Origin of the sequence: Bacillus cereus group sp. BfR-BA-01382, assembly GCF_022663475.1 — a bacterium.
GTDB classification, from domain to species: domain Bacteria; phylum Bacillota; class Bacilli; order Bacillales; family Bacillaceae_G; genus Bacillus_A; species Bacillus_A thuringiensis_S.
The window spans coordinates 93,349-116,143 of the sequence record NZ_JAKUFQ010000008.1; the positions used below are offsets into that span (position 1 = coordinate 93,349).

A 22,795-nucleotide genomic window follows, 5' to 3' on the forward strand; every position below is an offset into this window, starting at 1 on the left:
AGATGGCAATTGCCACCTCTTATTTTTTTATAGTAAATTAAGTACTTTTTCTACTTTGATTCCTTTATCTTGTAAAGAACGAAGGCGACTTACAACGTCCATAATTTCTTTGTCAAATGTAACGCTAATACCTTGGCTTTGTAGTTCTTCTTTTAAGCTTTCAATAGAATCATCTATGTCGATGCCAAGCTCGTAATCTTGACAAACTTCAATTGTCTTTTTCACGAGTTTAACATAATTTTCTTGTAGTTTTGAATTTGTTTCAGTCAAAGCAGGCTGCTTCGGTTTTGCAGGAGCAACCGGTGCTGTTTCTTGCTTTGTAACTGGAGTAGGGACTACTTTTTTCACAGGTGCTGGAGTAGTTAGTTCTACAGCCGCTTCTACACTTACTGGCTTCGGTGTCGGTACCGGAGTAGGCTTAGGTGCCATAGCAGGTGTTTCCACACGCGTAACAGGCTTAGGAGCGGGTGGAATTGCTTTTGGAGCTTCTACAACTACTTCTTTTTTCGGCGCTGCTTCTACCTGTGTTTCTTCTTGCTCGGCAGCGTCTTTATTTTCTTTACTCCACATAACGCGTTCAATTTCTAGAGAAACATTGTTTTTGTTCATCGCTGTTAATGTAACTTTACCAACTTCAGCGTTTCCAGTGAAATCAACAATTTTATAAATAACACTCTTGTTCCAATCCACGTTTCCGCTCAAAAATAATTCTTCGTTACATTTCGGCGTTAAGCCCTCGATTTTAATTTCTGCGTTTACACCGTTTTCACTATATACCATAATTAGCGAAGCATTTACATCTTCGTCTGCTAACATTAGTTCACGTACCATTTTGCCGGTGCGTACTTGCGTTTTCTTCTTAACTGACATCTAATTTCTCCTCTCAAAAATTCAGTAATAATAAAAAAATCGTATAACGAAAAATAATTGCTCACGAAGATTTATGATACCGATAATAAAAGCATCACGTCAACAATTAACTTTAATTATTTTGCATTTTTCTTATTTTCTTTATGAAATTTTTCAATTTGTAAAATTAGACAGAAGAAAAACAGCCTTTTGAAGGGCTGTTAAAAATTTGATTTTTTGTATAGTAATTTATATAAAATAAAAAATAAGATAGCAATTAAGGCACTTTGCCAAAAGTTTAGATGGTAAATGAGATAAGGTTGCTTTTGGAAATAAATATTTAAGAATACAGCGGAACAAAATGGAGTAGCAAATGCGAATCCAAATAGAATTCTTCTTTTCCAATTCATTTTCTGATCAAAGGAGTAACGCTTTAATAAATATAAAATAAATAGTATACCTAGTATAATTATTGAAACAGACAAAGTAGTTCCAAGGATGCTAAAAGGCGGACTTGATAATGTATTGTTTTTTTCAAAGAGAAACATAAAAAATGAAATAATTGCATTTATGCCAAACTGTATAGCAAGAAGTAAGCTAATAGAAAATCCAATTAAAGAAGTTTTTTCTAACTTTGTTTGAGTTGGTAAAGCTGATATAAGTTCATCGCAATAAGATTGTAAATTATCTCCAAAGATGTCATAAGCGTTTTTATTTTCTGCTTGTGCTTCGATGAGGTGATCTAATATTTCTAGTAACAGTTCCTCCATTTGTTGCTCGGGTACGTTTGATATTCGAAGATATACTAACATATCACCATAAGCAGCCTCGTTTTCGGAAGTTAGAAGCTCACGTTTTTTATTATTCAATTCAATCATGTCTTGTGCATTCATCCCTATCATTCCCCCTGTAATAAGTTATTTACCGTAGTAGAAACCATTCCCCAGCTTTGTTTAAATTCTTCAAGTTGTTCTAACCCTTTATCGGTTACGTGATAATATTTTCGCTTTGGACCGAGTGAGGAAGCTTTTAATGTTCCTTCAATCAATTTTTCTTTTTGCATACGTAACAATAACGGATATATGCTTCCTTCGCTTACGAATGTAAAGCCGTGCTTATTTAATTTTGTACTCAGTTCATATCCGTACACTTCTTCTTGTGAAATAATGTATAGGATGCAACCTTCGAGCACACCTTTTAACATTTGGCTGTGCATGATTTCACCACCTTTTATTTAGGTAACTTGCTGTGCAAGGTAGCTGTTATCCAAATTATAACATTCAGTAACTTGCAAAGCAAGTTACTGAAGTGGAAAACTTTAATGAGTGTTAATTTTTCAATGCTTCCCATACTAACGAGAGGAGGGAAGCATATGAAACCATTTATGCCAAAACTCGTTTACTTTGAACCAAAGGCACTTGAATATCCACTTGGAAAAGAGCTTTATGAGAAGTTTACGAAGATGGGATTAGAAATTCGTGAAACGACATCACATAATCAAATTAGAAATTTGCCAGGAGAAAATGATTTGCAAAAGTATCGTAATGCAAAGGCTACACTTGTCGTTGGAGTGAGGAAGACGCTAAAGTTTGATACGTCAAAACCGTCAGCTGAATATGCAATTCCGCTCGCAACAGGGTGTATGGGACATTGTCATTATTGCTATTTGCAAACGACACTTGGGAGTAAGCCTTACGTTCGTGTGTATGTCAATCTTGATGAAATATTTGAGAAGGCAAAGCAATATATGGATGAAAGGGCACCTGAAATAACAAGATTTGAAGCAGCGTGTACATCAGACATTGTTGGAATTGATCATTTAACACATGCATTAAAGCGGGCGATTGAATTCATTGGAGAAAGTGAATATGGGCGCTTACGTTTCGTCACGAAATATTCGCACGTTGATCATTTATTAGATGCAAAGCATAATGGGAAAACTCGTTTTCGATTTAGTATAAATTCACGATATGTAATTAAAAATTTTGAACCAGGGACATCGCCGTTTGAGGAGCGAATAGAGGCTGCACGTAAAGTAGCAGGTGCGGGTTATCCACTTGGATTTATAGTTGCGCCGCTTTATATGCATGAAGGGTGGGAAGAAGGATACCGTGAACTATTTGAGCGACTGTACAATGCACTAAAAGATTTGTCGATACCAAATTTAACATTTGAATTAATTCAACATCGCTTTACAAAACCGGCAAAAAAGGTCATTCAAGAGCGTTATCCGAAGACGAAACTTGAAATGGATGAAGAGAAGCGTAAATATAAATGGGGACGATACGGCATCGGAAAATACGTATATAAAAAAGATGAAGCAGCAGTATTGGAAGAAACGATAAGAGGTTATATAAATGAGTTTTTTCCTAATGCAGAAATACAATACTTTACTTAAGGGGAGTCTGTATGCAAATACAGATTCTTTTTTGTTTTATATATTTAGGCTCGTTTCCACCTTGTCACGTTATTCTTTCTGGTGTATCATTTTATTGATTGCTTCGTACGGAATAAGCAAAATGAACTTGGATGGAGGAAACCGATGCCTACCCCTAGTATGGAAGATTATATTGAACAAATTTATTTGTTGATTGATGAAAAGGGTTATGCCCGCGTATCTGATATTGCTGAAGCGCTTAGTGTACATCCATCCTCTGTAACAAAAATGGTGCAAAAATTAGACAAAGATGAATATCTAATTTATGAAAAATATAGAGGGCTTGTATTAACAACAAAAGGTAAAAAAATCGGAGAACGTCTCGTATATCGTCATGACTTGCTAGAGCAATTTATGCGTATTATCGGTGTGGATGAAGGTAAAATTTACAATGATGTAGAAGGAATTGAGCATCATTTAAGTTGGGAAGCGATTGATCGCATTGGTGATTTAGTGGAATACTTTGAACAAGATGCAGTCCGAGTGGAAACACTTCGCGGTGTTCAAAGAGCAAATGAAGAGAAAAGTAATTAAGGGGAACGTATGGCGTTTCCTTTTTTATTTCAATTCGAAAAGGATGGGAGAATTATGAAAGCAATTATTTTTGATTTTGATGGATTAATTGTGGACACAGAAACGATATGGTTTCACTCTTTCAGAGATGCTGTTCGTGAATACGGCGAAGAACTACCTTTAGAGGAATTTGCGAAATGCATTGGAACAACAGATGAGGTACTTTATGCATATTTAAATGATCAATTAAAAGAGAAGTTTAACAAAAGTGCATTAAAAGAAAAAGTGGCAACTTTACATAAAGAGAAAATGAAAATACCAAAAGCTCGTGACGGGGTAAAAGAATATTTAGAAGAAGCGAAAGAAATGGGATTAAAAATCGCACTAGCTTCTAGTTCGTCTAGAGAATGGGTTATTCATTTTTTAGAAGAGCTACAGATTCGAGATTATTTTGAAGTTATTAAAACGAGAGAAGATGTTGAGAAGGTAAAACCAGATCCAGCTCTTTATCGAATTGCAATAGAAGAATTAGGAATTAAGCCGTCTGAAGCTGTTGTGTTTGAAGATTCATTAAATGGATTGAGAGCAGCAATTGCAGCGGGATTAACGTGCGTTGTGGTACCTAATGATGTGACACGGAATTTACCATTTGAAAATCATCATCTTCGAATTGAAAGTATGAGAGAGAAAAGTTTAAAAGAAGTGCTTCAAAGTATAAAAAAAGACCGTATTTCCTAAAAGGAAGCACGGTCTTTCTTTTTGCTTTTTTTGCCTTCAATGACAGTTAAATGAGACTGTTTTCTTTTTCGTTTCAAAGTGGAAGAATTCCCTTTTTTACTTTTGTCATTAGAAGTATTTGACTTAAAGAAAGAATTGCCTAGGGGTGCTACATTTTGTTTCCCATGTTTGCGGTTCGATTGTTTTGCCGCACGCTTATATGAGCTTTGCGAATTTGCAGAACCACTGGAATTTGTAAACATCTTGTATAGCAAGTAAAAGATACCGACAACAAGTAACATGTACCCGATATTTCTTAATACACCCATGGGATTTGTAATAACAGATGAAACAAGGCCGAATATTGCCAATCCGATAATAAGCACAAATATAGCGAAAGTAAACGAACGACCGTTCATAAGGGACACCTCCTAAAAACGTATATTAAAATTAGTATATTAACGATGAGGAAAGGAGTTGAACACCATTTTTAAATAATTATTGTTTGTTCTCTAAACGTAATAATTCTTCAAACGATGCAATTGCTACTTCCACTTGATCATCTGTTGGTTCTTTCGTTGTTAATAGTTGTAGCCATAATCCAGGATATCCAAGTACGCGTAATACGGGAATATCTCGTAATCGATTTGTAAATTGCAATACTTCAAAAGAAATACCAAGTACAACTGGAATTAATAAAATTCTGTTTATAACTCGTGCCCAAAGAGGATCTGTAGGGACTAGGAAATAAACGAACATTCCAATAATGACTGTAAATATAATAAAGCTACTGCCGCATCTATAATGGAGACGAGTTTGCTTTTGAACGTTTTCTACAGTCAGAGGAAGGTCATTCTCATAAGCATTGATTACCTTATGCTCTGCACCGTGATACTGAAATACCCGCTTAATAAGTGGGGTTAAAGAAATAAAGTATATATAGCTCAATAATAGCATGAGCTTAATGACACTTTCGACAATGATTTGCCCAGTATGAGATGGGAAAATCGGTCTTGTTAATTCAGCTAATAGTGCAGGAACTGCTGTGAAAATGACTTTACCGAATATGAAAGATAAAACGCCAACAGCTGCAACTCCTAATACCATCGTTAATTTTGATTGTTCTTCTTTTTTATTAGCAATTTGTTCATCATCTTCTGGGTGGACGTCAAATCGTTCAGAAGCGAAGTTTAAATGCTTTGCTCCATTCGCACTTGCATCCACAATAGCGGCAATCCCTCGTAAAAATGGAATTTTTTTTAGGATAGATAATACTTTATTACGAACGCGTGGTAATCGATAAAATTCAATCGATTTATCTTTACGACGAACCGCTGTAACAGTATATTCTCTACCGCCAAACATAACTCCTTCTATGACCGCTTGCCCGCCATATATTTGTTTTGACTCTTCTGCCATGTTAACACCAACCTGTATTTGTTTCTCTCTTATGTAGAAAAAGAGGCAATTGTCATACTGGGTTCTGTCGTTTTGAAATAAGACAATCACCGAGTTTCCTTTATTTTATCGGCAAATACAAGTAGATGACAAGGGAAAATATTATGAGAGTCGGACATTTCTTATTCTTTTTATAGACAAATTTCGCAGGATTTAAACATGCTTCAAAATAGTTTCGGGCATACTATTGAGCGGAGGTGTCGATGTGAGTCAAGAACAATTAGGAACAAGGAATTTTGTGCAGATCGGTTTGTTTGGTGGAATCTTTTGGGGCGGGATATGGTATTTCCTTCATATATTTTCATTCACGGAGGCGGGACCGAATTATTTCCTTTTACCATTTGCGTTTGGAAGTTGGAAAGAGGGGGTATGGGGCAATGTGTCCGGAATAGTGTGTATGGGACTTCTTTCAATTTTGATTGCCTTTTTATATAAAGCATTTTTTGCAAAGTTTGAAGGGATTATTGCGGGAATTATTTATGGGCTATTTTGGTGGGCATTACTGTTTTTTGGGATGGGTTTAATGGCTCCTGTTATTAAAAGTGCGCTCCATTTGCCAAAAGAGACAATTGTAACGACAATATGTATTTTTATATTATATGGTGTGTTTATAGCATATTCTGTTTCTTATGCAGTAAATAGCAATAAAGTAGAACAAGAAGGGCAAGAGAAGACGAACTATTCAAATAAGTAACTCCTATGTTAAAATATTGTATAGATATTAATATTAAGGAGTTTTAAGAATATGAAAAAGTTACTCCTCGTAAACGGTCCTAACCTAAATCGCCTCGGTGTTCGTGAGGTAAATGTATATGGAAAGGGCACGCTAGCGACACTTGAAGCAGATATGAAGCAAGAAGCAGAAACAATGGGAGTGGAGTTAGAATGTTTCCAATCGAATCATGAAGGTGCCATTATCGACATTATTCATGAAGCGGAAGATATATATGAAGGGATCATTTTAAATCCGGGAGCATTTACGCATTATAGCTATGCGATTCGTGATGCCATTGCGAGCATTTCGATTCCTGTTATTGAAGTACATATTTCTAACATTCATCAGCGTGAATCATTCCGTCATGAATCTGTGACGGCAGCTGTTTGTGCAGGTCAAATTGTAGGATTTGGTTTTTATGGCTATAAGTTAGCGTTATTTGCATTAATGGAGAAATTGAGGGGGGCATAGAGTAATGGAGAAAATTGAAGGATTACGAAGTGCATTTGATGAGGCTGGCATTGACGGTATTTTGTTAACAAATGAACATAGTCGTAGATATATGGCTAACTTCACAGGAACAGCAGGCGTTGTTCTTATTTCAAAAGATCGTGCTCAATTTATTACAGATTTCCGTTACGTCGAGCAGGCAAGTAAACAAGCGGTTGGATATGAGGTTGTACAGCACGCAGGATTGATCATTGATGAAGTGGCAAAGCAAGTGAAAGAGCTTGGAATTCAAAAACTTGGTTTTGAGCAAGATACTCTTACATATAGTTCTTATTCAGTGCATAAGGAAGCGATTGATGCTGAATTTATCCCGACTTCTGGACTTGTAGAAAAGTTACGCTTGATAAAGACTGATTCAGAGATTAAGATATTAAAGGAAGCTGCACAGATTGCAGATGCTGCCTTTGAGCATATTCTATCATTCATTCGCCCGGGAGTATCTGAAATTGAAGTGTCAAATGAACTTGAATTTTTCATGAGAAAACAAGGAGCAACATCTTCTTCGTTTGATATTATCGTTGCTTCAGGTCTTCGTTCGGCATTACCGCACGGCGTGGCATCTGAAAAAGTGATAGAAACAGGAGATTTCGTTACATTAGACTTCGGCGCTTATTACAAAGGATATTGCTCTGATATTACTCGTACGATTGCAGTCGGTGAACCATCTGATAAATTAAAAGAAATTTATAATATCGTTTTAGAAGCACAACTACGTGGTGTGAACGGTATTAAAGCTGGTTTAACAGGTCGCGAGGCTGATGCGCTAACGCGTGACTACATAACGGAAAAAGGATATGGTGAATACTTTGGACACACTACTGGTCATGGAATAGGTCTTGAACTCCATGAAGCACCAGGTTTAGCGTTCCGTTCTGATACAGTACTTGAACCAGGTATGGCTGTAACAGTAGAGCCAGGTATTTATATTCCAGGTATTGGCGGCGTACGTATTGAAGATGATATCATTGTGACAAGTGAAGGTAATGAAGTAATTACGAAATCACCAAAAGAACTTATTATTTTGTAATACACAGGAGGATTTTTTTACATGATTTCAGTAAACGATTTTCGTACAGGTTTAACAATTTCAGTGGACAATGCCCTTTGGCAAGTACTTGATTTCCAACACGTAAAGCCAGGTAAAGGTGCTGCATTCGTTCGTTCTAAACTACGTAACATTCGCACAGGTTCTGTTCAAGAGAAAACATTCCGTGCAGGTGAGAAAGTAGAAAAAGCACACATCGAAAACCGTCGTATGCAATACTTATACGCAAGCGGTGAGGCTCACGTATTTATGGATAACGGAACTTATGAGCAAATCGAACTTGGTGAAAAACAAATCGAGCGCGAGCTTAAATTCCTAAAAGAAAACATGGAAGTAGCAATTATGACTTACCAAGGCGAAGTACTTGGTGTTGAACTTCCAAACACAGTTGAATTACAAGTTACAGAAACAGAGCCTGGTATTAAAGGTGATACTGCTTCTAACGTAACAAAACCAGCTACATTAGAAACTGGTCTTGTTGTACAAGTACCAATCTTCATTAACGAAGGCGAAATGCTTATCATCAACACTGGTGAAGGTAAATACGTTTCTCGTGCATAGTAAAAAAGCACTCGTGATAATTCACGAGTGCTTTTTTTATAGGAAATAGGGTAGATAGTAAATAACTGTTATTATAAAACTGACTAAAACAAGTGAAAGAGTACCCATAATAGATGGAGTCAAAACAATTTGAAATGGCTTTATTTCGCCAGTCTCAACGCCAGTTAATGTTTTACTTATTGCGTGATCTGTAATGTTATTTCTATGGTTACTCATAATAATTAACCACATAATTGCAAATATTGCTAAACTACCAAGGAAAAAGGTCTCTATAAATGACCAACCGACCAATAATGAAAAAAGATAAATAAGAGCTAATTCTACTACAACGGTTAAACTAACTTTCAATACCTTCATATTTTGCCTCCTCATTCTGTAATTTCAACCAGTTTAAAAAATTTTCACGTGACACGACATGCAGAGAGCAAGGTGACTTTACTTCTTTCTCTAGTGCAGCGTGTTCGTCTGGAAACTTGTTTTCCACATGCAATGAAATATAAGGTAGTTTTTCTTGTGCTTTTAAAGAGCGGATATTATTCGTTTTAGCACCAGCAAATACGTAGGAAAGTTGTAAGTCTAAAAAGGCGATTTTAAAGATTTCTTTTTTAGCAGCCTCGTTATAGCCTTTTCCCCAGTACGGATAGCCGAGCCAACTACCAATGTGAGATTGCTTTTTCTCATTATTAATATGTTTAAGTGTGGTGAGGCCAATTATTTCATTTTCTTCATTCACAATCATTCTCGATAAGGATTTCTTTTGACGCTCTTCTTCTATTGCGAAAAGAAGAAATGTTTTCGTGTCTTCGATGTTTTCTACCGTTATCCCCAATGCATTTTTTATATGTGGATCACTTGATAGCTCGAAAATCACATTTGTATAGCATAAATCTAGTGGTAATAAAGTGACGTGCTGCATGGTTTAAACCCCTTTTAAACTAAATATACCATAATATACCATGAAATAATACGAATATTCAGATTGTAATTCAGACTTTAGAGAAAAATTATGTTTTTACTTCTGAAATAGACAACCTCTGCATATGGTTGTACAAATATATTCTTTTTTAGAATACGAAGTTAGTAACTGTTACGGGAGAAGGTGGAAGAATGAAACAGTGGCTAGCGGCAATGGAAACATCCGTGCTTGTTATGGGGGCACTTCGATTATTTTCAGGTAGTGCGGAGATATTTGCTGCTTTGCTTATGCTTTATGTGAATGATGCGAAGAAAGCGTTGTTTATAAATGGTATGTTGGCGTTTGTTGGACCTACCGTATTAATTTTAACAATGACAATTGGGATAGCGAGTGTAGCAAGTGAAATTTCTTTCTTGAAGCTCTTTTTTCTAGCGCTTGGAATTTGCTGTATTTTTATCGCATTACTGAAATAGTAAGTCGAGTATAGTGGGGAGAGGCCGATGAAAGAGGTATTAGAAGTTTTACCAAAAACGATGAAGTACTTAATTGAAGAATGTGAGCAATACGATGCTTTAGAGGAAATTCGTGTTCGAATTGGAAGACCGCTAGAGTGTATTGCACACGGAAAGGTGTTTTTTTATGACTATATCACTACTGCAGAGGATGCTATTTACTTATTGAATAAGTTAAGTCAATTCTCAATTTATACGATGGAAGAGGAATTAAAACGTGGGTATGTGACGCTTCGCGGGGGGCATAGAATCGGGTTAGCGGGAAAAGTCATTACAGAAAAAAGCGCAGTGAAAATGATTCGTGATGTCTCTTCCTTTAATATTCGTATTGCTCGTCAAAAAATAGGGATTGCTGAACCGCTTTTGCCATATTTGTATGAAAAAAGATGGTTAAACACGATGGTAATTGGCCCTCCGCAAACGGGAAAAACGACGCTTTTAAGAGATGTAGCACGTTGCATGAGTCAAGGGGTAAGTGCTTCGGAAATTCCTTCCTGTAAAGTGGGGATCGTTGATGAACGGTCAGAAATTGCCGGCTGTGTGAAAGGGATCCCGCAATATGATTTTGGTACCCGAGTCGATGTGTTAGACGCATGTCCAAAGGCAGAAGGAATGATGATGATGATTCGTTCTATGAGTCCTGATATTTTGATCGTAGATGAAATTGGTCGTAAAGAAGATAGTGAAGCAATTATGGAGGCAGTGCATGCAGGTGTTCAGCTTTTTATAAGCGCACACGGATTTTCCTATGAGGATGTTGTGAGACGTCCATCGCTCAAGGCAGTGCTAGAGCTTCGTATATTTGATAGGTTTGTGGAGTTGTCAAAAGCGAGGGGTCCAGGAACGGTTATGCAGGTGAAAGATAAATATGGAAAACCAGTGTTATCAAATAGAAAGGCTGAGGGCGTATGGTGAAAATATTTGGTGCAGTGTTAATCGTTGCGGTCAGCACCTTTTTCGGGTTTTCATACGCTAAAAGATACAGTGAAAGGCCGAGGCAACTTAGATTATTAAAATCAGCACTTCAATCATTAGAGGCAGAAATTATGTATGGACACACACCTTTATCAGAGGCTGCCGAGCGATTAGTTAAACAAATGCCGAATCCATTAAATTGGATATTTCAAAGTTTCGCTAAAAAACTAGAAAGTGGAGAACAAACAGTAAGGGAAGCTTGGATAGATAGTTTGAAAGAGAATTGGAAGTTGACGGCGTTTCAACAAACCGAGTTTGAAATACTGCAGCAATTTGGTGAAACGCTCGGGCAACATGATCGTGAATCACAACAAAAACATATTCGCTTATGTATTACACATTTGGAGAGAGAAGAAGAGGAAGCAAAAGCTTTACAACTGCAATACGAGAAAATGATCAAGAGCTTAGGGGTACTAGCAGGGCTACTTATTGTAATTTTACTGCTATAGGGGGGAGAAAGGCGATGTCCATTGATGTTGGATTAATATTTCAAATCGCCGGAATCGGCATTGTTTTAGCTTTCATTCATACTGTACTAAAAGAATTGAAGCGTGAGGATATTGCAAATTGGGTTATCCTTGTCGGTTTTGTCGTCATTTTATTTCATGTCGCATTTTTAATTAATACGCTATTCGACAAGATTAAAAGTGTCTTTCTCTTCCAGTAAAGGAGGCGGTTCGAATCGAAATTATACAAATTGTCGGATTAGGCCTCGTTGCTACGTTTTTAGCTGCTGTTTTGAACCAGCATAAATCTAGCATTACATCTTTATTTATTGTGTTCGTAGGTAGCGTGATGTTTCTTATTTTAATTGATCAAATTCATGCTATTTTACAAATGATTGAGAGAGTAGCGAGTGAAGCGAAAGTTAGTAACGTCTATGTGGAAACGTTACTAAAGATTATTGGAATTGCTTATATTGCTGAGTTTGGAGCCCAAATTACAAAAGATGCTGGTCAAGGTGCCATCGCTTCGAAAATTGAACTTGCTGGGAAAATCCTCATTCTCGTTATGGCAATTCCTATTTTGACGGTTGTAATTGAAACTATTCTCGGATTTTTACCGACGGGATAAGGGGGAGTGAATGTTGAGGAGGTTTGGAGCTAAGCTGCTATTTGCTTGCTTCCTTTTCTTTTCTTTACCGGTTGTTGTACAAGCTTCTCCTGTAGAAACAAACGTCGTTGATCAACAATTGGATAAGCTCGGAATTGAAGATGTGAAGCAATTTTGGGACGGGCTTGTTACAAAATATGGAGGCTATTTGCCAGAGAGTCAAAAAGGGAGTTTTATGGAGTTTGTAAAGGGAGAAAAAGAATTCTCTCTAAAAGAGTGGATGATAGGGTTATTAAAATATTTATTTCATGAGCTTGCAGCTAATGGAAAACTGCTTGGCACACTTATTATGCTCACAATCTTTAGTGCATTGTTGCAATCACTGCAATCCGCTTTTTCAAAAAGTAGCGTAAGTAAAATTGCTGATGCTGTTGTATATATGGTACTTATTATTTTTGCTTTAAATAGTTTTTATGTCGTTATGACATATGCAAGAGAAACGATACAAACAATGGTAGATTTTATATTAGCATTATTGCCAATTTTGCTGGCGCTTATAGCAACTGGCGGGGGGGTTGTATCTGTATCGTTTTTTCATCCGGTTATCATTTTCTTAATGAATACGAGTGGGCTTCTTATGAATTATATCGTTCTACCACTTTTATTACTGGCAACGATATTAAGTATTGTAAGTACAATGAGTGATCAATATAAAGTGACGAAATTGTCCAAGCTTCTGCAAAATGTTAGCGTTGGGATTATCGGTATTTTTTTAACGATTTTTTTAGGAGTATTATCTGTACAAGGAACAGCAACAGCTGTTGCTGATGGAATAGCTGTGAAAACTGCTAAATTTGTAACAGGAAACTTCATTCCAGTAGTTGGAAGGATGTTTACAGAAGCGGCAGATACTGTTATTAGCGCATCAGGATTATTGAAAAACACAGTCGGAATTATTGGGCTCGTCATTTTATGCTTAATTGTTGCCTTTCCAGCGATTCAAATTTTCTGTATCGCATTTATTTATAAATTCGCAGCAGCAGTATTGCAACCGGTTGGCAGCGGAGCAATTATTCAATGCTTAGACATTATTGGACGAAGCATCATTTACGTATTTGCTTGCTTAGCTATCGTATCATTTATGTTCTTTTTAAGTATTACAATTATTATTGCTGCGGGGAATATTACACTTATGATGCGGTAGGAGGTGAAGAGTATGCAATTTGTTACAGAGTGGATTAGAAATATTATCGTTTTTTTGCTCTTAGCGACAATGCTTCATCTTATTCTTCCAAATTCGAATTTGCAAAAATACGTTAAATTTGTTGTAAGTCTTTTGTTAGTTGTATTAATTTTAACGCCTCTTTTTAAATTATTGCAGACAGATGTAAATGAAGTAATTGCAAATTTTAATGAAGAAAAGTACGTAGCAGAAGGATCTGTAAAAAATTCAATAGATTCGAAGAAAAAAGAAATACAAGCTCTAACACGTGCATATAGTTTAGAAGAGATGGCTACCAAAATGAAAAAAGAAGTAGGAAAAGAGTTTGAGAAAAAGTATGGTATGACTGTCTCTGAAATACAAATAGTCGCAGCAGAAAATACAGAAGAAGTAAAGTCGGCGAAAGATATTCAATCTGTTGTTGTGACGTTGAAAGAAAAAGAACGCAGTAAAAATGATGCAATCGAAACAGTAAAGCCAATTGAAATTAATACGAAAGAGCCTCCAAAAAAAGTGGAAGAAACGAATGTGGAAATGAAAGATTTCTTTTCAAGCAGGTGGCAACTAGAGGGTAAACAAATCCAAGTTCAAATGGAAGGGAGGACAGGTAGAGTAAATGGACAATAAAGATAAAAATTCGAAGTTCTCATTTTTTCGAAACTTATTGAATGGGGATCAAAAAGAAAGCAACGAGAAGGGTAAAAAGGTAACACCTAAGTTTTTACTTGTCCTACTCATACTTGGAATTTTGCTTATGTTTTCTAGTAGTCTATTTTCAAGTAAAAAAGAAGAAGTACCTGTATTTAAAGAACAAAAAACTCAAAACCAAGAAAAAGACTTACCAACTTTCGGACAAAAAAATAATGATAGTATGTCAAATGTAGAAAAATATGAAAAAGCGTATGAACAAGAATTAAAAGCTGCTTTAGAAGAAATAGCAGGAGTAAAAGACGTAACGATTAAAGTGAATTTAGATTCATCTGAAGAAAAAATTTTAGAGAAAAATACAGTGAAACGCTCACAAACAACAGGTGAAACAGATAAAACAGGCGGTAAGAGAGAAGTAGAGGACGAGTCTCTTGATGAAAAGACTGTCATTATACGTGAAGGGGATAAAGAAACTCCTGTTGTTTTACGAACAGAGAAGCCGAAAGTACGTGGTGTTCTTGTCGTAGCAAAGGGAGTGGATAATATACAAGTTAAAGCAATGGTAAAAGAAGCTGTGATAAGGCTGCTAGATGTACCAGCCCATCGCGTTTCAGTTTCACCGAAAAATTGATAGGGAGGAAATAAAGTGTTAAAAAAACAAACAGTTTGGCTATTAACGATGTTAAGTTTAGTTGTTGTACTATCTGTGTATTACGTGACAACTCCTGACAAAATGAATACAGCATCGCCGGCAACAGGTGAAAAGATTGGACAAGAAAAACAAGGTACTGATAAAGCAGTAACAAACGAAGCACCTAAAGAAACCTCGAAAAAAGAAAATACAAGCAAGGAAACAACAAATAAAGAAACAGACAAAAAAGAAAATACTAAAAAAGAAACAAGTAAAAAAGAGGGTAATGTATCAGTTCAATCAAGTGATGAGAATTTCACAGCCTTACGTATGCAAATGGAAGATCAACGTAGTGAAGCGAAAGCAAAATTACAAGAAGTGATGAATTCTTCGAAATCTTCAGCAACAGAAAAGAGTAAAGCGAAAGATAACTTTGATGCAATCACTACAATGGAAACGAAGCAAGAATTACTTGAGACAGTAATTAAATCTCAAGGAGGATATCCAGATGCTCTTGTAAGAGCTGATGGTACAGATATTAGAGTAACGGTTAAAGCGGCAAAACATTCACAGAAAGAAGCAAATAAAATTATTCAACTTGTAAGAAGTGAAGGCGGATCAAAAGATGTAGGTGTGAAATTTGATCCACCAGCGAAATAAGTGAAACTTTAATCCGTAGGGGGTTTCCCTGCGGATTATTACCTTTTACTAAGCAAAGGGTATGCAAATAGTGGAATAGAGTATGTAAGTACGTGTGAATAGAAAAAAGCTATCATTTTCGATAGCTTTTTTCTATTTTGTCTTTGTAGTTATTTTTACTATGTTCAACTCGGAATGGAGAAACACGTTGTGAGTAAAAGATTAATGGTTCATGGTACTGATGATTACTTTTTCCGGATTTGACGTGGATGCAAAGAACACATGCCCAAACGATTACGGCAGGTAAAAAGAGGATGAGCCATATCATATTTCCACACCTCAGCACAATATATTTTCTACACTTTGAACATACTATTCTTATATGAAGGAATGATGAACGGCGTGTAAACAAAAATTAATATTTGGTAAAAATATGTTATTGACTATAGATGTGGTGAAGAGTGGAGAGGGAATGGCGTGTTTGCTATGTAACGTTTTGCAAAAGTAGTCAATGTTTTTTTTTGAAGTGGTCTTGCCAATTTCGTGTGAAACTTGGTATTATTACTAGGTAATAATTTTTTATTGGAATAATATTTTTTACAGGAGTTTCGATTTATTATAAAGAAATATAAATTGGAATGTTTAAAAAATTTATCGTAAGATGGAAATAGTAAATATTTCTATTAGTTAATGAAATATATTTTCTAATAGAATACATCGTATTTTTACAGTCAATCTAGTTTTGTGACGAGAATCTGTAAAAACGGGACAAACAAGAGTATGGGAGTGGATTTTACATGTTTAAAATTCAAGAAGTTCGTGAATTAATTAAATTAATTGATAGCTCTAATATTGATGAATTTGAATACAAAAAAGACGGTACAACAATCAAAATGAAAAAGCGTGGTAATGAAGTTGTTGCTGTGCAAGCACCTGCAGCAAAACAAGCTATGCAACCAGTAGCGCCTGTTGAAGTTGAAACGACAGTAGCAGCAGCGCAAGCAGAAGCACCGAAGCAAGAAGAGAAGAAAACTGTTCAAGATGAAAACCTACATAAGATTACCTCACCAATGGTAGGTACATTCTATTCTTCATCTTCACCTGATACACCTCCATATGTAAGTATTGGGGATAGAGTATCGAAAGATTCTATCGTATGTATTGTCGAGGCTATGAAGTTATTTAACGAAATTGATGCTGATGTAGAGGGCGAAATTGTTGAAATTCTTGTTAATAACGGACAGCTTGTTGAGTATGGACAACCGCTATTTCTTGTAAAAGCGTAATAAGGGAGTCTTTGTGATGATAAAAAAAGTATTAATAGCCAATCGTGGGGAAATTGCTGTACGAATTATTCGTGCTTGTAAAGAAATGGACATTGAAACAGTTGCAATTTATTCAGAAGCAGATAAAGAGTCACTTCACGTACAGATTGCAGATGAGGCGTATTGTGTAGGACCAACGATTTCGAAAGAAAGCTATTTAAATTTGACGAATATTATTAGCGTTGCGAAGTTAACAGGCTGCGATGCTATTCATCCGGGATACGGATTTTTAGCAGAGAATGCAGATTTCGCAGAGTTATGCCGTGAATGTAACTTGATTTTTATCGGTCCAAGTCCAGAAGCTATTTCAAAGATGGGCACAAAAGACGTTGCTCGTGATACAATGAAAGAAGCAGGGGTTCCGATTGTACCAGGTTCACAAGGGATTATTAAAAATACCGAAGAAGCGATCGAGCTTGCTAATCAAATTGGATATCCAGTCATTATTAAAGCGACTGCAGGTGGCGGCGGAAAAGGTATTCGTGTTGCACGCCATGAAGAAGAGCTTATAAAAGGAATTCAAATTACACAGCAAGAAGCTAGTACCGCTTTTGGGAACCCTGGTGTATACTTAGAAAAGTACGTTGAAGATTTCCGCCATGTTGAGATTCAAATAATGGCAGATACACACGGAAATGCCATTCATTTAGGAGAGCGTGATTGTACAATTCAGCGCCGTTTGCAAAAACTATTAGAAGAAAGTCCATCACCTGCACTTGATGAAGATATTCGCAAGCAGATGGGTGAAGCGGCAGTTAAAGCGGCGGTAGCGGTTGATTATACAGGTGCTGGTACGGTTGAGTTTATTTATGAATATAAAACGAAAACCTTTTATTTCATGGAGATGAATACGAGAATTCAGGTTGAGCATCCAGTTACTGAAATGGTAACGGGAATGGACTTAATTAAAGAACAAATTCTTGTTGCTTCAGGAGAAAAGTTATCGTTACAGCAAGAAGAAGTACAATTTAATGGTTGGGCAATTGAATGTCGAATTAATGCGGAAAACCCTGCCAAAAAATTCATGCCATCTCCAGGTAAAGTAGAAATGTACTTACCACCAGGAGGATTTGGTATTCGCGTCGATTCAGCTGTATATCCGGGATATTCAATCCCACCTTTCTATGATTCGATGGTTGCTAAATTAATTGTTCACGGAAAAACACGTGAAGAGGCAATTGCAAAAATGAAGCGCGCACTTAGTGAATTTGTCATTGAAGGCGTACATACAACAATCCCGTTCCATTTGCAATTGCTAGATCATCCTGATTTTGTAAAAGGTGAGTTTAATACGAAATTTTTGGAAGAGCATGAACTTGTGACGCAGTGATACATTAAAGGAGGTTTTTTTCATGGCTGAACATATGTTAGATATGGGTCAAGATACAACTCTTGGTAAAGTAGAAATTGCACCAGAAGTAATTGAAGTAATTGCAGGTATTGCAGCTGCTGAAGTAGAAGGTGTAGCGGCAATGCGCGGTAATTTTGCTACAGATGTTGTTGAGAAGTTAGGTAAGAAAAATCATGGTAAAGGTGTAAAGGTTGAATTAGCAAACGAAGATATTATCGTTGACCTTTATGTTGTAATGTATTTTGGTGTAGCAATTCCAGTTGTTGCTCAAAAGATTCAAGACAATATTCGCCAAGCGCTCTTTACAATGACAGGACTTGAGCCAAAAGAAGTGAATGTTCACATCGTTGGCGTAACATTCGAAACACAAAAAACAGAAATCGAACCAGTGTAAGAATGAAAAGGTGCCTAGTAACATAGGCATCTTTTTTATCGTTTCATTTCTTCACAAATTACAATCCTCTAATTATTATACTATTTCAAAAAATAAGAAATAAAAAAGAAAATGTGTCGTTTTTCCAAAAAACGTACATTGTGATAAGATATGGAACTTGAAGTTAATCTTTTTATTATTTTTCAGCCTTGTAACCCGTGTGTGAAACGATAAATTGTGTTATTATCATTGTATTATAAGGTTGGAAAATCAATGAAAACTGTAAGAGTAAGTGAATTGACGGCTTATAAATTATAATAATATAACAAAGTATAAGGAAAGACTTGAAGCATAAAGGAGAGTTACAATGAAACGTAGGACGGCTAGAGAAAGAGCAATGCAAGCATTATACCAAATGGATATTACAGGTGAATTAGAACCGAAAGTAGCAGTGGAAAACACGCTAGATGAAGGCGAAGAAACAAATGAGTTTCTAGAGTCACTTGTAGTGGGTTTTGTAGAAAATAAAGAAGCAATCGATGAAGCGATTCGTCAAAACTTAAAAAAGTGGAAGCTTGAGCGTATTAGTATTGTTGATCGCAGTATTTTACGTGTAGCTGTGTATGAAATGAAATACATGGAAGAAATTCCACACAACGTAACAATTAACGAAGCAATTGAAATTGCTAAAACATTTGGGGATGAGGAATCTCGTCGTTTTATTAACGGCGTTTTATCTAATATAAAAGATACACTGTAAATTCTTTAAGGGGGAATCTTAAAATGGTAGCAGTAATCATCAAAGGAAATGAAGTTGCGGAGAAAAAACGAGCACAATTAACAGAAGAAGTTGTGAAGTTGAAAGAGCAAGGGATTGTACCAGGATTAGCAGTTATTTTAGTTGGAGAAGATCCAGCATCTCGTTCTTATGTAAAAGGAAAAGAAAAAGGCTGTGAACAAGTAGGGATTTACTCAGAGCTAATTGAACTTCCTGAAACAATTACTGAGGAACGCTTGCTTGCTGAAATCGATCGCTTAAATGGCGATGACCGTATTAATGGCATATTAGTGCAATTACCTTTACCGAAACATATTGAAGAAAAAGCTATCATTGAAAGAATTTCACCAGAAAAGGATGTAGATGGATTTCACCCAATTAGCGTGGGACGTATGATGACGGGACAAGATACATTCCTTCCATGTACACCGCACGGTATTGTAGAATTAGTAAAAGAAACGAATCTTGATATTTCTGGAAAACATGTAGTAGTAATTGGAAGAAGTAATATTGTCGGTAAACCAGTGGGACAATTGTTCTTAAATGAAAATGCAACTGTCACATATTGTCATTCTAAGACGCAAAATATGAAAGAGTTATCGAAGTTAGCGGATATTTTAATCGTAGCTGTTGGACGACCTAAAATGATAACAGCGGATTATATTAAAGAAGGAGCGGTTGTAATTGACGTTGGTGTAAACCGTTTAGAAACAGGGAAACTTTGTGGTGATGTTGATTTTGACAACGTGTTAAATGTTGCGGGTTACATTACACCTGTGCCAAAGGGTGTTGGTCCAATGACAATCACAATGCTTCTTCATAATACTGTTGAATCTGCCAAACGTGCAGGTGTCGTTTGTAAATAATTTGAGTTGGCTATGAGGAGAGAGAAATGGAGAAGCAATATTTAACCGTTACAGCGTTAACACGCTATATAAAAACAAAAATAGAATATGATCCGCATTTGCAGTCTGTTTGGTTAAAAGGTGAAATTTCCAACTTTAAAAATCATAGCCGTGGCCACATGTATTTTACATTGAAAGATGAAAATGCAAGAATCGCAGCGGTTATGTTTGCGGGTCATAATCGTAATATTAAATTCAAACCTGAAAATGGGATGAAGGTACTCGTGAAAGGGAAAATCTCTGTTTACGAGGCGAGTGGTTCTTATCAAATTTATATTCAAGACATGCAGCCTGACGGAGTCGGAAATTTACATTTAGCGTACGAACAGTTAAAAGTTCGTTTAGAAGAAGAAGGACTTTTTTCTCAAGTTTATAAAAAAGCAATTCCTCCTTACGCTAAAACAATAGGTGTGATTACGTCGCCAACAGGAGCAGCGATTCGTGATATTATAACAACGATTAAACGTCGTTATCCAATTGGGAATGTTATTGTATTTCCGGTACTTGTACAAGGGGAGTCAGCGGCTCCCTCGATTGTACAAGCGATTCGTACAGCGAATGAAATGGGAGAGATAGATGTACTAATCGTTGGCCGTGGTGGAGGTTCTATTGAGGAATTATGGGCTTTCAATGAGGAAATGGTTGCAAGAGCAATCTTTAAGAGTGAAATTCCTATTATTTCGGCAGTAGGCCATGAAACGGATTTTACAATCGCAGATTTTGTTGCAGATTTACGCGCGCCAACACCGACTGCAGCAGCTGAGCTGGCAGCACCTAACATTATAGAGTTACAAGAAAAGGTATTGCAAAGAACTCTGAGATTGCAAAGAGCGATGAGAGAGTTAGTACATAAAAAAGAAGAAAAACTACAAGTGTTGCAAAAATCGTATGCGTTCCGTTATCCAAGACAAGTATATGAGCAAAAGGAAGAGCAATTAGATAGAGCGCTAGAACAGCTTGTTTTAGCGAAAGAGCGCTATATTGATAAAAAGGTGAATCAGTTAAAGCAACTTTCATTTTATTTAGAGAAGCACCACCCATCTCAAAAAATTATGCAAACAAAGGTAGCTGTTGAAACGTTGCAAAAGCAATTACAACGTGAAATGCAAACGTTACTTCAAACGAAAGAATTTGCCTTTGTAAGAGCTGCTCAAAAACTTGAAGCGTTAAGTCCGCTTAAAGTAATGATGAGAGGGTACGGGCTTGTATATGATGAAGAGAAGCAAGTGTTAAAAAGTGTGAAAGATGTAAGCCTTGGAGATGCTGTTTCAGTTCAATTACAAGATGGAATACTAGATTGTAGCGTATCAGGCATAGAGGAGCGTGAATTGAATAATGGAAAATAAATTAAGCTTTGAAGAGGCAATTTCGCAACTTGAGCATCTTGTTTCTAAGCTAGAACAAGGTGACGTACCGTTAGAAGAAGCGATTTCTTATTTTAAAGAGGGCATGGAATTATCTAAGCTTTGTGATGAGAAGTTGAAGAATGTACAAGAACAAATGGCAGTTATTCTTGGGGAAGATGGAGAGCTTGAACCGTTTACTGCTGTAGGAGATGAAGCATAGTGACGATTGCTTTTGATACTTTTTTGAAAGAAAGTAAAACTTTCGTAGAAGAGAAACTTGTAAGCTATGCAAATGAATTACAATGTCCAAATGTACTTCGTGAAGCGATGGCATATTCTTTGGAAGCGGGTGGAAAACGTCTCCGCCCGTTACTTTTGTTTGCAACATTACAAGCGTTTGGGAAAGAAAGAAATCTTGGAGTAGGTGCAGCTTGTGCTCTTGAAATGATTCATACATATTCTTTAGTTCATGATGATTTACCTTGTATGGATGATGATGATTTAAGAAGAGGAAAACCCACAAATCACAAAGTATTTGGTGAAGCGATGGCAGTTTTAGCAGGAGATGGCTTATTGACGTATGCTTTTCAAGTAATTATGGCATATGAGCAAAAAGAAATTTCTGCCGAAAAAAAAGTAAGACTTGTACTTGAACTTGCAAAAGCAGCAGGACCAGAAGGAATGGTTGGCGGACAAGTGGCAGATATGGAAGCTGAAGGGAAACGCCTTACGATTGATGAATTGGAGTACATCCATAAACATAAGACGGGAAAACTGCTTGAATTTGCTGTGCTTGCGGGTGCGATACTTTCTGATGCGACAGAAGAGCAAGAAGAAAAGTTGCTTACGTTTGCCAAATATATCGGTCTAGCTTTCCAAATTCGAGATGATATTTTAGATGTCGAAGGAACCGAAGAAGAGATTGGGAAACCGATTGGTAGTGATCTTTCTAACGAAAAGAGTACATATACGACGTTGTTTACTGTAGATAGAGCAAAGGATATTTTAGAAGAAACAATTGCAGAAGCAAAAGGTGCGATTAGCTTCTTGCAATTACAAGATGAATATTTACTATCTATTTGCGATTTAATTGCAAAACGTAATAACTAATATAACAGCGTTTTCATTTGTTGAGTCATTTATCATTTTATGATATAACTGTAGGAAAAGGTTTTTCTTTTCTTGTTATTGGCAAAAATATATGTAGATTACATTGCCGTTATCACTTCGTGTTAGCGGCTATTTTTTTCATCGCCTAAAGAAATATGGTTTATAATAGGATTAGGGCGCAATAGACTGGTTAATAGCGGGACAAG

General features: G+C 36.4%; 32 protein-coding genes. 24 read left to right on the forward strand and 8 right to left on the reverse strand.

Translation table 11 applies throughout. The features are described from left to right. Positions 1 to 27 precede the first annotated feature (27 nt). From MR160_RS05980 to MR160_RS05990, 3 genes are all read right to left on the reverse strand, one after another. A complete protein-coding gene (locus MR160_RS05980) occupies positions 28 to 870 on the reverse strand; it encodes a hypothetical protein (protein ID WP_000111891.1) in 843 nt (280 codons plus the stop codon). Between the two features lie 200 nt (positions 871 to 1,070). After that, positions 1,071 to 1,742, reverse strand: coding sequence for a DUF1129 family protein (locus MR160_RS05985; protein WP_000993585.1), 672 nt, complete (start codon positions 1,740 to 1,742; stop codon positions 1,071 to 1,073). Positions 1,743 to 1,747: 5 nt separating this feature from the next. Further along, entirely contained in the window at positions 1,748 to 2,065 is a 318-nt protein-coding gene (locus tag MR160_RS05990) for a PadR family transcriptional regulator (RefSeq protein ID WP_000556083.1), read from the reverse strand. A gap of 156 nt (positions 2,066 to 2,221) precedes the next feature. Here MR160_RS05990 and splB point away from each other — a divergent pair, with 156 nt between their 5' ends. From splB to MR160_RS06005, 3 genes are all read left to right on the forward strand, one after another. Then, complete coding sequence (gene splB, locus MR160_RS05995; protein ID WP_000802106.1) at positions 2,222 to 3,247, forward strand: spore photoproduct lyase; 1,026 nt, start codon at positions 2,222 to 2,224, stop codon at positions 3,245 to 3,247. Positions 3,248 to 3,391: 144 nt separating this feature from the next. Further along, positions 3,392 to 3,820 (forward strand): transcriptional regulator MntR, encoded by a 429-nt coding sequence (mntR, locus tag MR160_RS06000; protein WP_001143081.1) that lies wholly within the window; start codon positions 3,392 to 3,394, stop codon positions 3,818 to 3,820. Between the two features lie 54 nt (positions 3,821 to 3,874). Beyond that, entirely contained in the window at positions 3,875 to 4,537 is a 663-nt protein-coding gene (locus MR160_RS06005; RefSeq protein ID WP_014894887.1) for an HAD family hydrolase, read from the forward strand. Here the strand turns inward: MR160_RS06005 and MR160_RS06010 are convergent. Together MR160_RS06010 and MR160_RS06015 are read right to left on the reverse strand one after the other, a co-directional pair. Further along, positions 4,534 to 4,935, reverse strand: coding sequence for an SA1362 family protein (locus MR160_RS06010; RefSeq protein ID WP_001014463.1), 402 nt, complete (start codon positions 4,933 to 4,935; stop codon positions 4,534 to 4,536). The two genes, MR160_RS06005 and MR160_RS06010, sit on opposite strands and share 4 nt — an antisense overlap. 79 nt (positions 4,936 to 5,014) lie before the next feature. Beyond that, complete coding sequence (locus tag MR160_RS06015; protein WP_000807119.1) at positions 5,015 to 5,935, reverse strand: DUF1385 domain-containing protein; 921 nt, start codon at positions 5,933 to 5,935, stop codon at positions 5,015 to 5,017. Between the two features lie 244 nt (positions 5,936 to 6,179). Between MR160_RS06015 and MR160_RS06020 the strand changes: the two genes are divergently transcribed. From MR160_RS06020 to efp, 4 genes are read left to right on the forward strand one after another with little or no spacing between them, the layout of a single operon-like run. Next, on the forward strand, positions 6,180 to 6,668 hold the full coding sequence (locus MR160_RS06020) for a YqhR family membrane protein (protein ID WP_000076883.1): 489 nt from the start codon (positions 6,180 to 6,182) through the stop codon (positions 6,666 to 6,668). A gap of 51 nt (positions 6,669 to 6,719) precedes the next feature. Beyond that, positions 6,720 to 7,160, forward strand: a complete 441-nt coding sequence (gene aroQ / locus MR160_RS06025) for a type II 3-dehydroquinate dehydratase (protein ID WP_000735141.1) — start codon at positions 6,720 to 6,722, stop codon at positions 7,158 to 7,160. A 4-nt stretch (positions 7,161 to 7,164) separates the two neighbouring features. Next, complete coding sequence (gene pepQ / locus MR160_RS06030) at positions 7,165 to 8,226, forward strand: Xaa-Pro dipeptidase (protein ID WP_000411021.1); 1,062 nt, start codon at positions 7,165 to 7,167, stop codon at positions 8,224 to 8,226. A 21-nt stretch (positions 8,227 to 8,247) separates the two neighbouring features. Continuing rightward, entirely contained in the window at positions 8,248 to 8,805 is a 558-nt protein-coding gene (gene efp / locus MR160_RS06035) for an elongation factor P (protein WP_000626513.1), read from the forward strand. Between the two features lie 36 nt (positions 8,806 to 8,841). On the opposite strand, the gene MR160_RS06040 is transcribed toward efp, so the two are convergent. Both MR160_RS06040 and MR160_RS06045 read right to left on the reverse strand, forming a co-directional pair. Further along, positions 8,842 to 9,162, reverse strand: a complete 321-nt coding sequence (locus MR160_RS06040; protein ID WP_000866225.1) for a hypothetical protein — start codon at positions 9,160 to 9,162, stop codon at positions 8,842 to 8,844. Further along, positions 9,143 to 9,721 carry a GNAT family N-acetyltransferase gene (locus MR160_RS06045; RefSeq protein ID WP_001164990.1) on the reverse strand — a complete coding sequence of 193 codons (579 nt, stop codon included), beginning with the start codon at positions 9,719 to 9,721 and terminating at the stop codon, positions 9,143 to 9,145. The genes MR160_RS06040 and MR160_RS06045 overlap by 20 nt, the downstream gene beginning before the upstream one ends. Positions 9,722 to 9,912: 191 nt before the next feature. Between MR160_RS06045 and MR160_RS06050 the strand changes: the two genes are divergently transcribed. From MR160_RS06050 to MR160_RS06090, 9 genes are read left to right on the forward strand one after another with little or no spacing between them, the layout of a single operon-like run. After that, complete coding sequence (locus MR160_RS06050) at positions 9,913 to 10,194, forward strand: YqhV family protein (protein WP_000816050.1); 282 nt, start codon at positions 9,913 to 9,915, stop codon at positions 10,192 to 10,194. 27 nt (positions 10,195 to 10,221) lie between these two features. Beyond that, complete coding sequence (spoIIIAA, locus tag MR160_RS06055; protein WP_000665903.1) at positions 10,222 to 11,148, forward strand: stage III sporulation protein AA; 927 nt, start codon at positions 10,222 to 10,224, stop codon at positions 11,146 to 11,148. Further along, the gene (gene spoIIIAB / locus MR160_RS06060; RefSeq protein ID WP_063675672.1) at positions 11,142 to 11,657 is read left to right on the forward strand and encodes a stage III sporulation protein SpoIIIAB; all 516 of its coding nucleotides are present in this window, start codon (positions 11,142 to 11,144) and stop codon (positions 11,655 to 11,657) included. Before spoIIIAA ends, spoIIIAB begins: the two co-directional genes overlap by 7 nt. A gap of 14 nt (positions 11,658 to 11,671) precedes the next feature. Continuing rightward, complete coding sequence (spoIIIAC, locus tag MR160_RS06065) at positions 11,672 to 11,875, forward strand: stage III sporulation protein AC (protein ID WP_000020914.1); 204 nt, start codon at positions 11,672 to 11,674, stop codon at positions 11,873 to 11,875. 23 nt (positions 11,876 to 11,898) lie between these two features. Next, positions 11,899 to 12,282, forward strand: a complete 384-nt coding sequence (gene spoIIIAD, locus MR160_RS06070; protein WP_079245909.1) for a stage III sporulation protein AD — start codon at positions 11,899 to 11,901, stop codon at positions 12,280 to 12,282. Positions 12,283 to 12,292: 10 nt separating this feature from the next. Beyond that, entirely contained in the window at positions 12,293 to 13,465 is a 1,173-nt protein-coding gene (gene spoIIIAE / locus MR160_RS06075; protein WP_000946111.1) for a stage III sporulation protein AE, read from the forward strand. Positions 13,466 to 13,477: 12 nt separating this feature from the next. Next, positions 13,478 to 14,110, forward strand: a complete 633-nt coding sequence (spoIIIAF, locus tag MR160_RS06080; RefSeq protein ID WP_001161037.1) for a stage III sporulation protein AF — start codon at positions 13,478 to 13,480, stop codon at positions 14,108 to 14,110. Then, positions 14,100 to 14,762 carry a stage III sporulation protein AG gene (gene spoIIIAG, locus MR160_RS06085; protein WP_000368886.1) on the forward strand — a complete coding sequence of 221 codons (663 nt, stop codon included), beginning with the start codon at positions 14,100 to 14,102 and terminating at the stop codon, positions 14,760 to 14,762. Before spoIIIAF ends, spoIIIAG begins: the two co-directional genes overlap by 11 nt. 15 nt (positions 14,763 to 14,777) lie before the next feature. Continuing rightward, complete coding sequence (locus tag MR160_RS06090) at positions 14,778 to 15,422, forward strand: SpoIIIAH-like family protein (protein WP_242297104.1); 645 nt, start codon at positions 14,778 to 14,780, stop codon at positions 15,420 to 15,422. A gap of 112 nt (positions 15,423 to 15,534) precedes the next feature. Here the strand turns inward: MR160_RS06090 and MR160_RS06095 are convergent, their stop codons facing one another. Continuing rightward, positions 15,535 to 15,729 carry a hypothetical protein gene (locus MR160_RS06095; protein WP_003309905.1) on the reverse strand — a complete coding sequence of 65 codons (195 nt, stop codon included), beginning with the start codon at positions 15,727 to 15,729 and terminating at the stop codon, positions 15,535 to 15,537. Between the two features lie 469 nt (positions 15,730 to 16,198). Between MR160_RS06095 and accB the strand changes: the two genes are divergently transcribed. The 8 genes from accB (at position 16,199) to ispA (ending at position 22,589) form a co-directional block, all read left to right on the forward strand. Beyond that, positions 16,199 to 16,687 carry an acetyl-CoA carboxylase biotin carboxyl carrier protein gene (gene accB / locus MR160_RS06100; RefSeq protein WP_000472862.1) on the forward strand — a complete coding sequence of 163 codons (489 nt, stop codon included), beginning with the start codon at positions 16,199 to 16,201 and terminating at the stop codon, positions 16,685 to 16,687. Between the two features lie 16 nt (positions 16,688 to 16,703). Further along, entirely contained in the window at positions 16,704 to 18,056 is a 1,353-nt protein-coding gene (accC, locus tag MR160_RS06105; protein ID WP_000592870.1) for an acetyl-CoA carboxylase biotin carboxylase subunit, read from the forward strand. A 22-nt stretch (positions 18,057 to 18,078) separates the two neighbouring features. Next, the gene (locus tag MR160_RS06110) at positions 18,079 to 18,471 is read left to right on the forward strand and encodes an Asp23/Gls24 family envelope stress response protein (RefSeq protein WP_000807630.1); all 393 of its coding nucleotides are present in this window, start codon (positions 18,079 to 18,081) and stop codon (positions 18,469 to 18,471) included. A 346-nt stretch (positions 18,472 to 18,817) separates the two neighbouring features. Further along, a complete protein-coding gene (gene nusB / locus MR160_RS06115) occupies positions 18,818 to 19,210 on the forward strand; it encodes a N utilization substance protein NusB (protein WP_000830247.1) in 393 nt (130 codons plus the stop codon). Between the two features lie 23 nt (positions 19,211 to 19,233). Then, positions 19,234 to 20,094, forward strand: coding sequence for a bifunctional methylenetetrahydrofolate dehydrogenase/methenyltetrahydrofolate cyclohydrolase FolD (gene folD / locus MR160_RS06120; protein WP_000226733.1), 861 nt, complete (start codon positions 19,234 to 19,236; stop codon positions 20,092 to 20,094). A 26-nt stretch (positions 20,095 to 20,120) separates the two neighbouring features. Further along, the gene (gene xseA / locus MR160_RS06125; RefSeq protein WP_000415249.1) at positions 20,121 to 21,479 is read left to right on the forward strand and encodes an exodeoxyribonuclease VII large subunit; all 1,359 of its coding nucleotides are present in this window, start codon (positions 20,121 to 20,123) and stop codon (positions 21,477 to 21,479) included. Next, positions 21,469 to 21,699, forward strand: coding sequence for an exodeoxyribonuclease VII small subunit (xseB, locus tag MR160_RS06130; RefSeq protein WP_000428424.1), 231 nt, complete (start codon positions 21,469 to 21,471; stop codon positions 21,697 to 21,699). The genes xseA and xseB overlap by 11 nt, the downstream gene beginning before the upstream one ends. Beyond that, entirely contained in the window at positions 21,699 to 22,589 is an 891-nt protein-coding gene (gene ispA / locus MR160_RS06135; RefSeq protein ID WP_242297105.1) for a (2E,6E)-farnesyl diphosphate synthase, read from the forward strand. The genes xseB and ispA overlap by 1 nt, the downstream gene beginning before the upstream one ends. Positions 22,590 to 22,795: the final 206 nt, after the last annotated feature.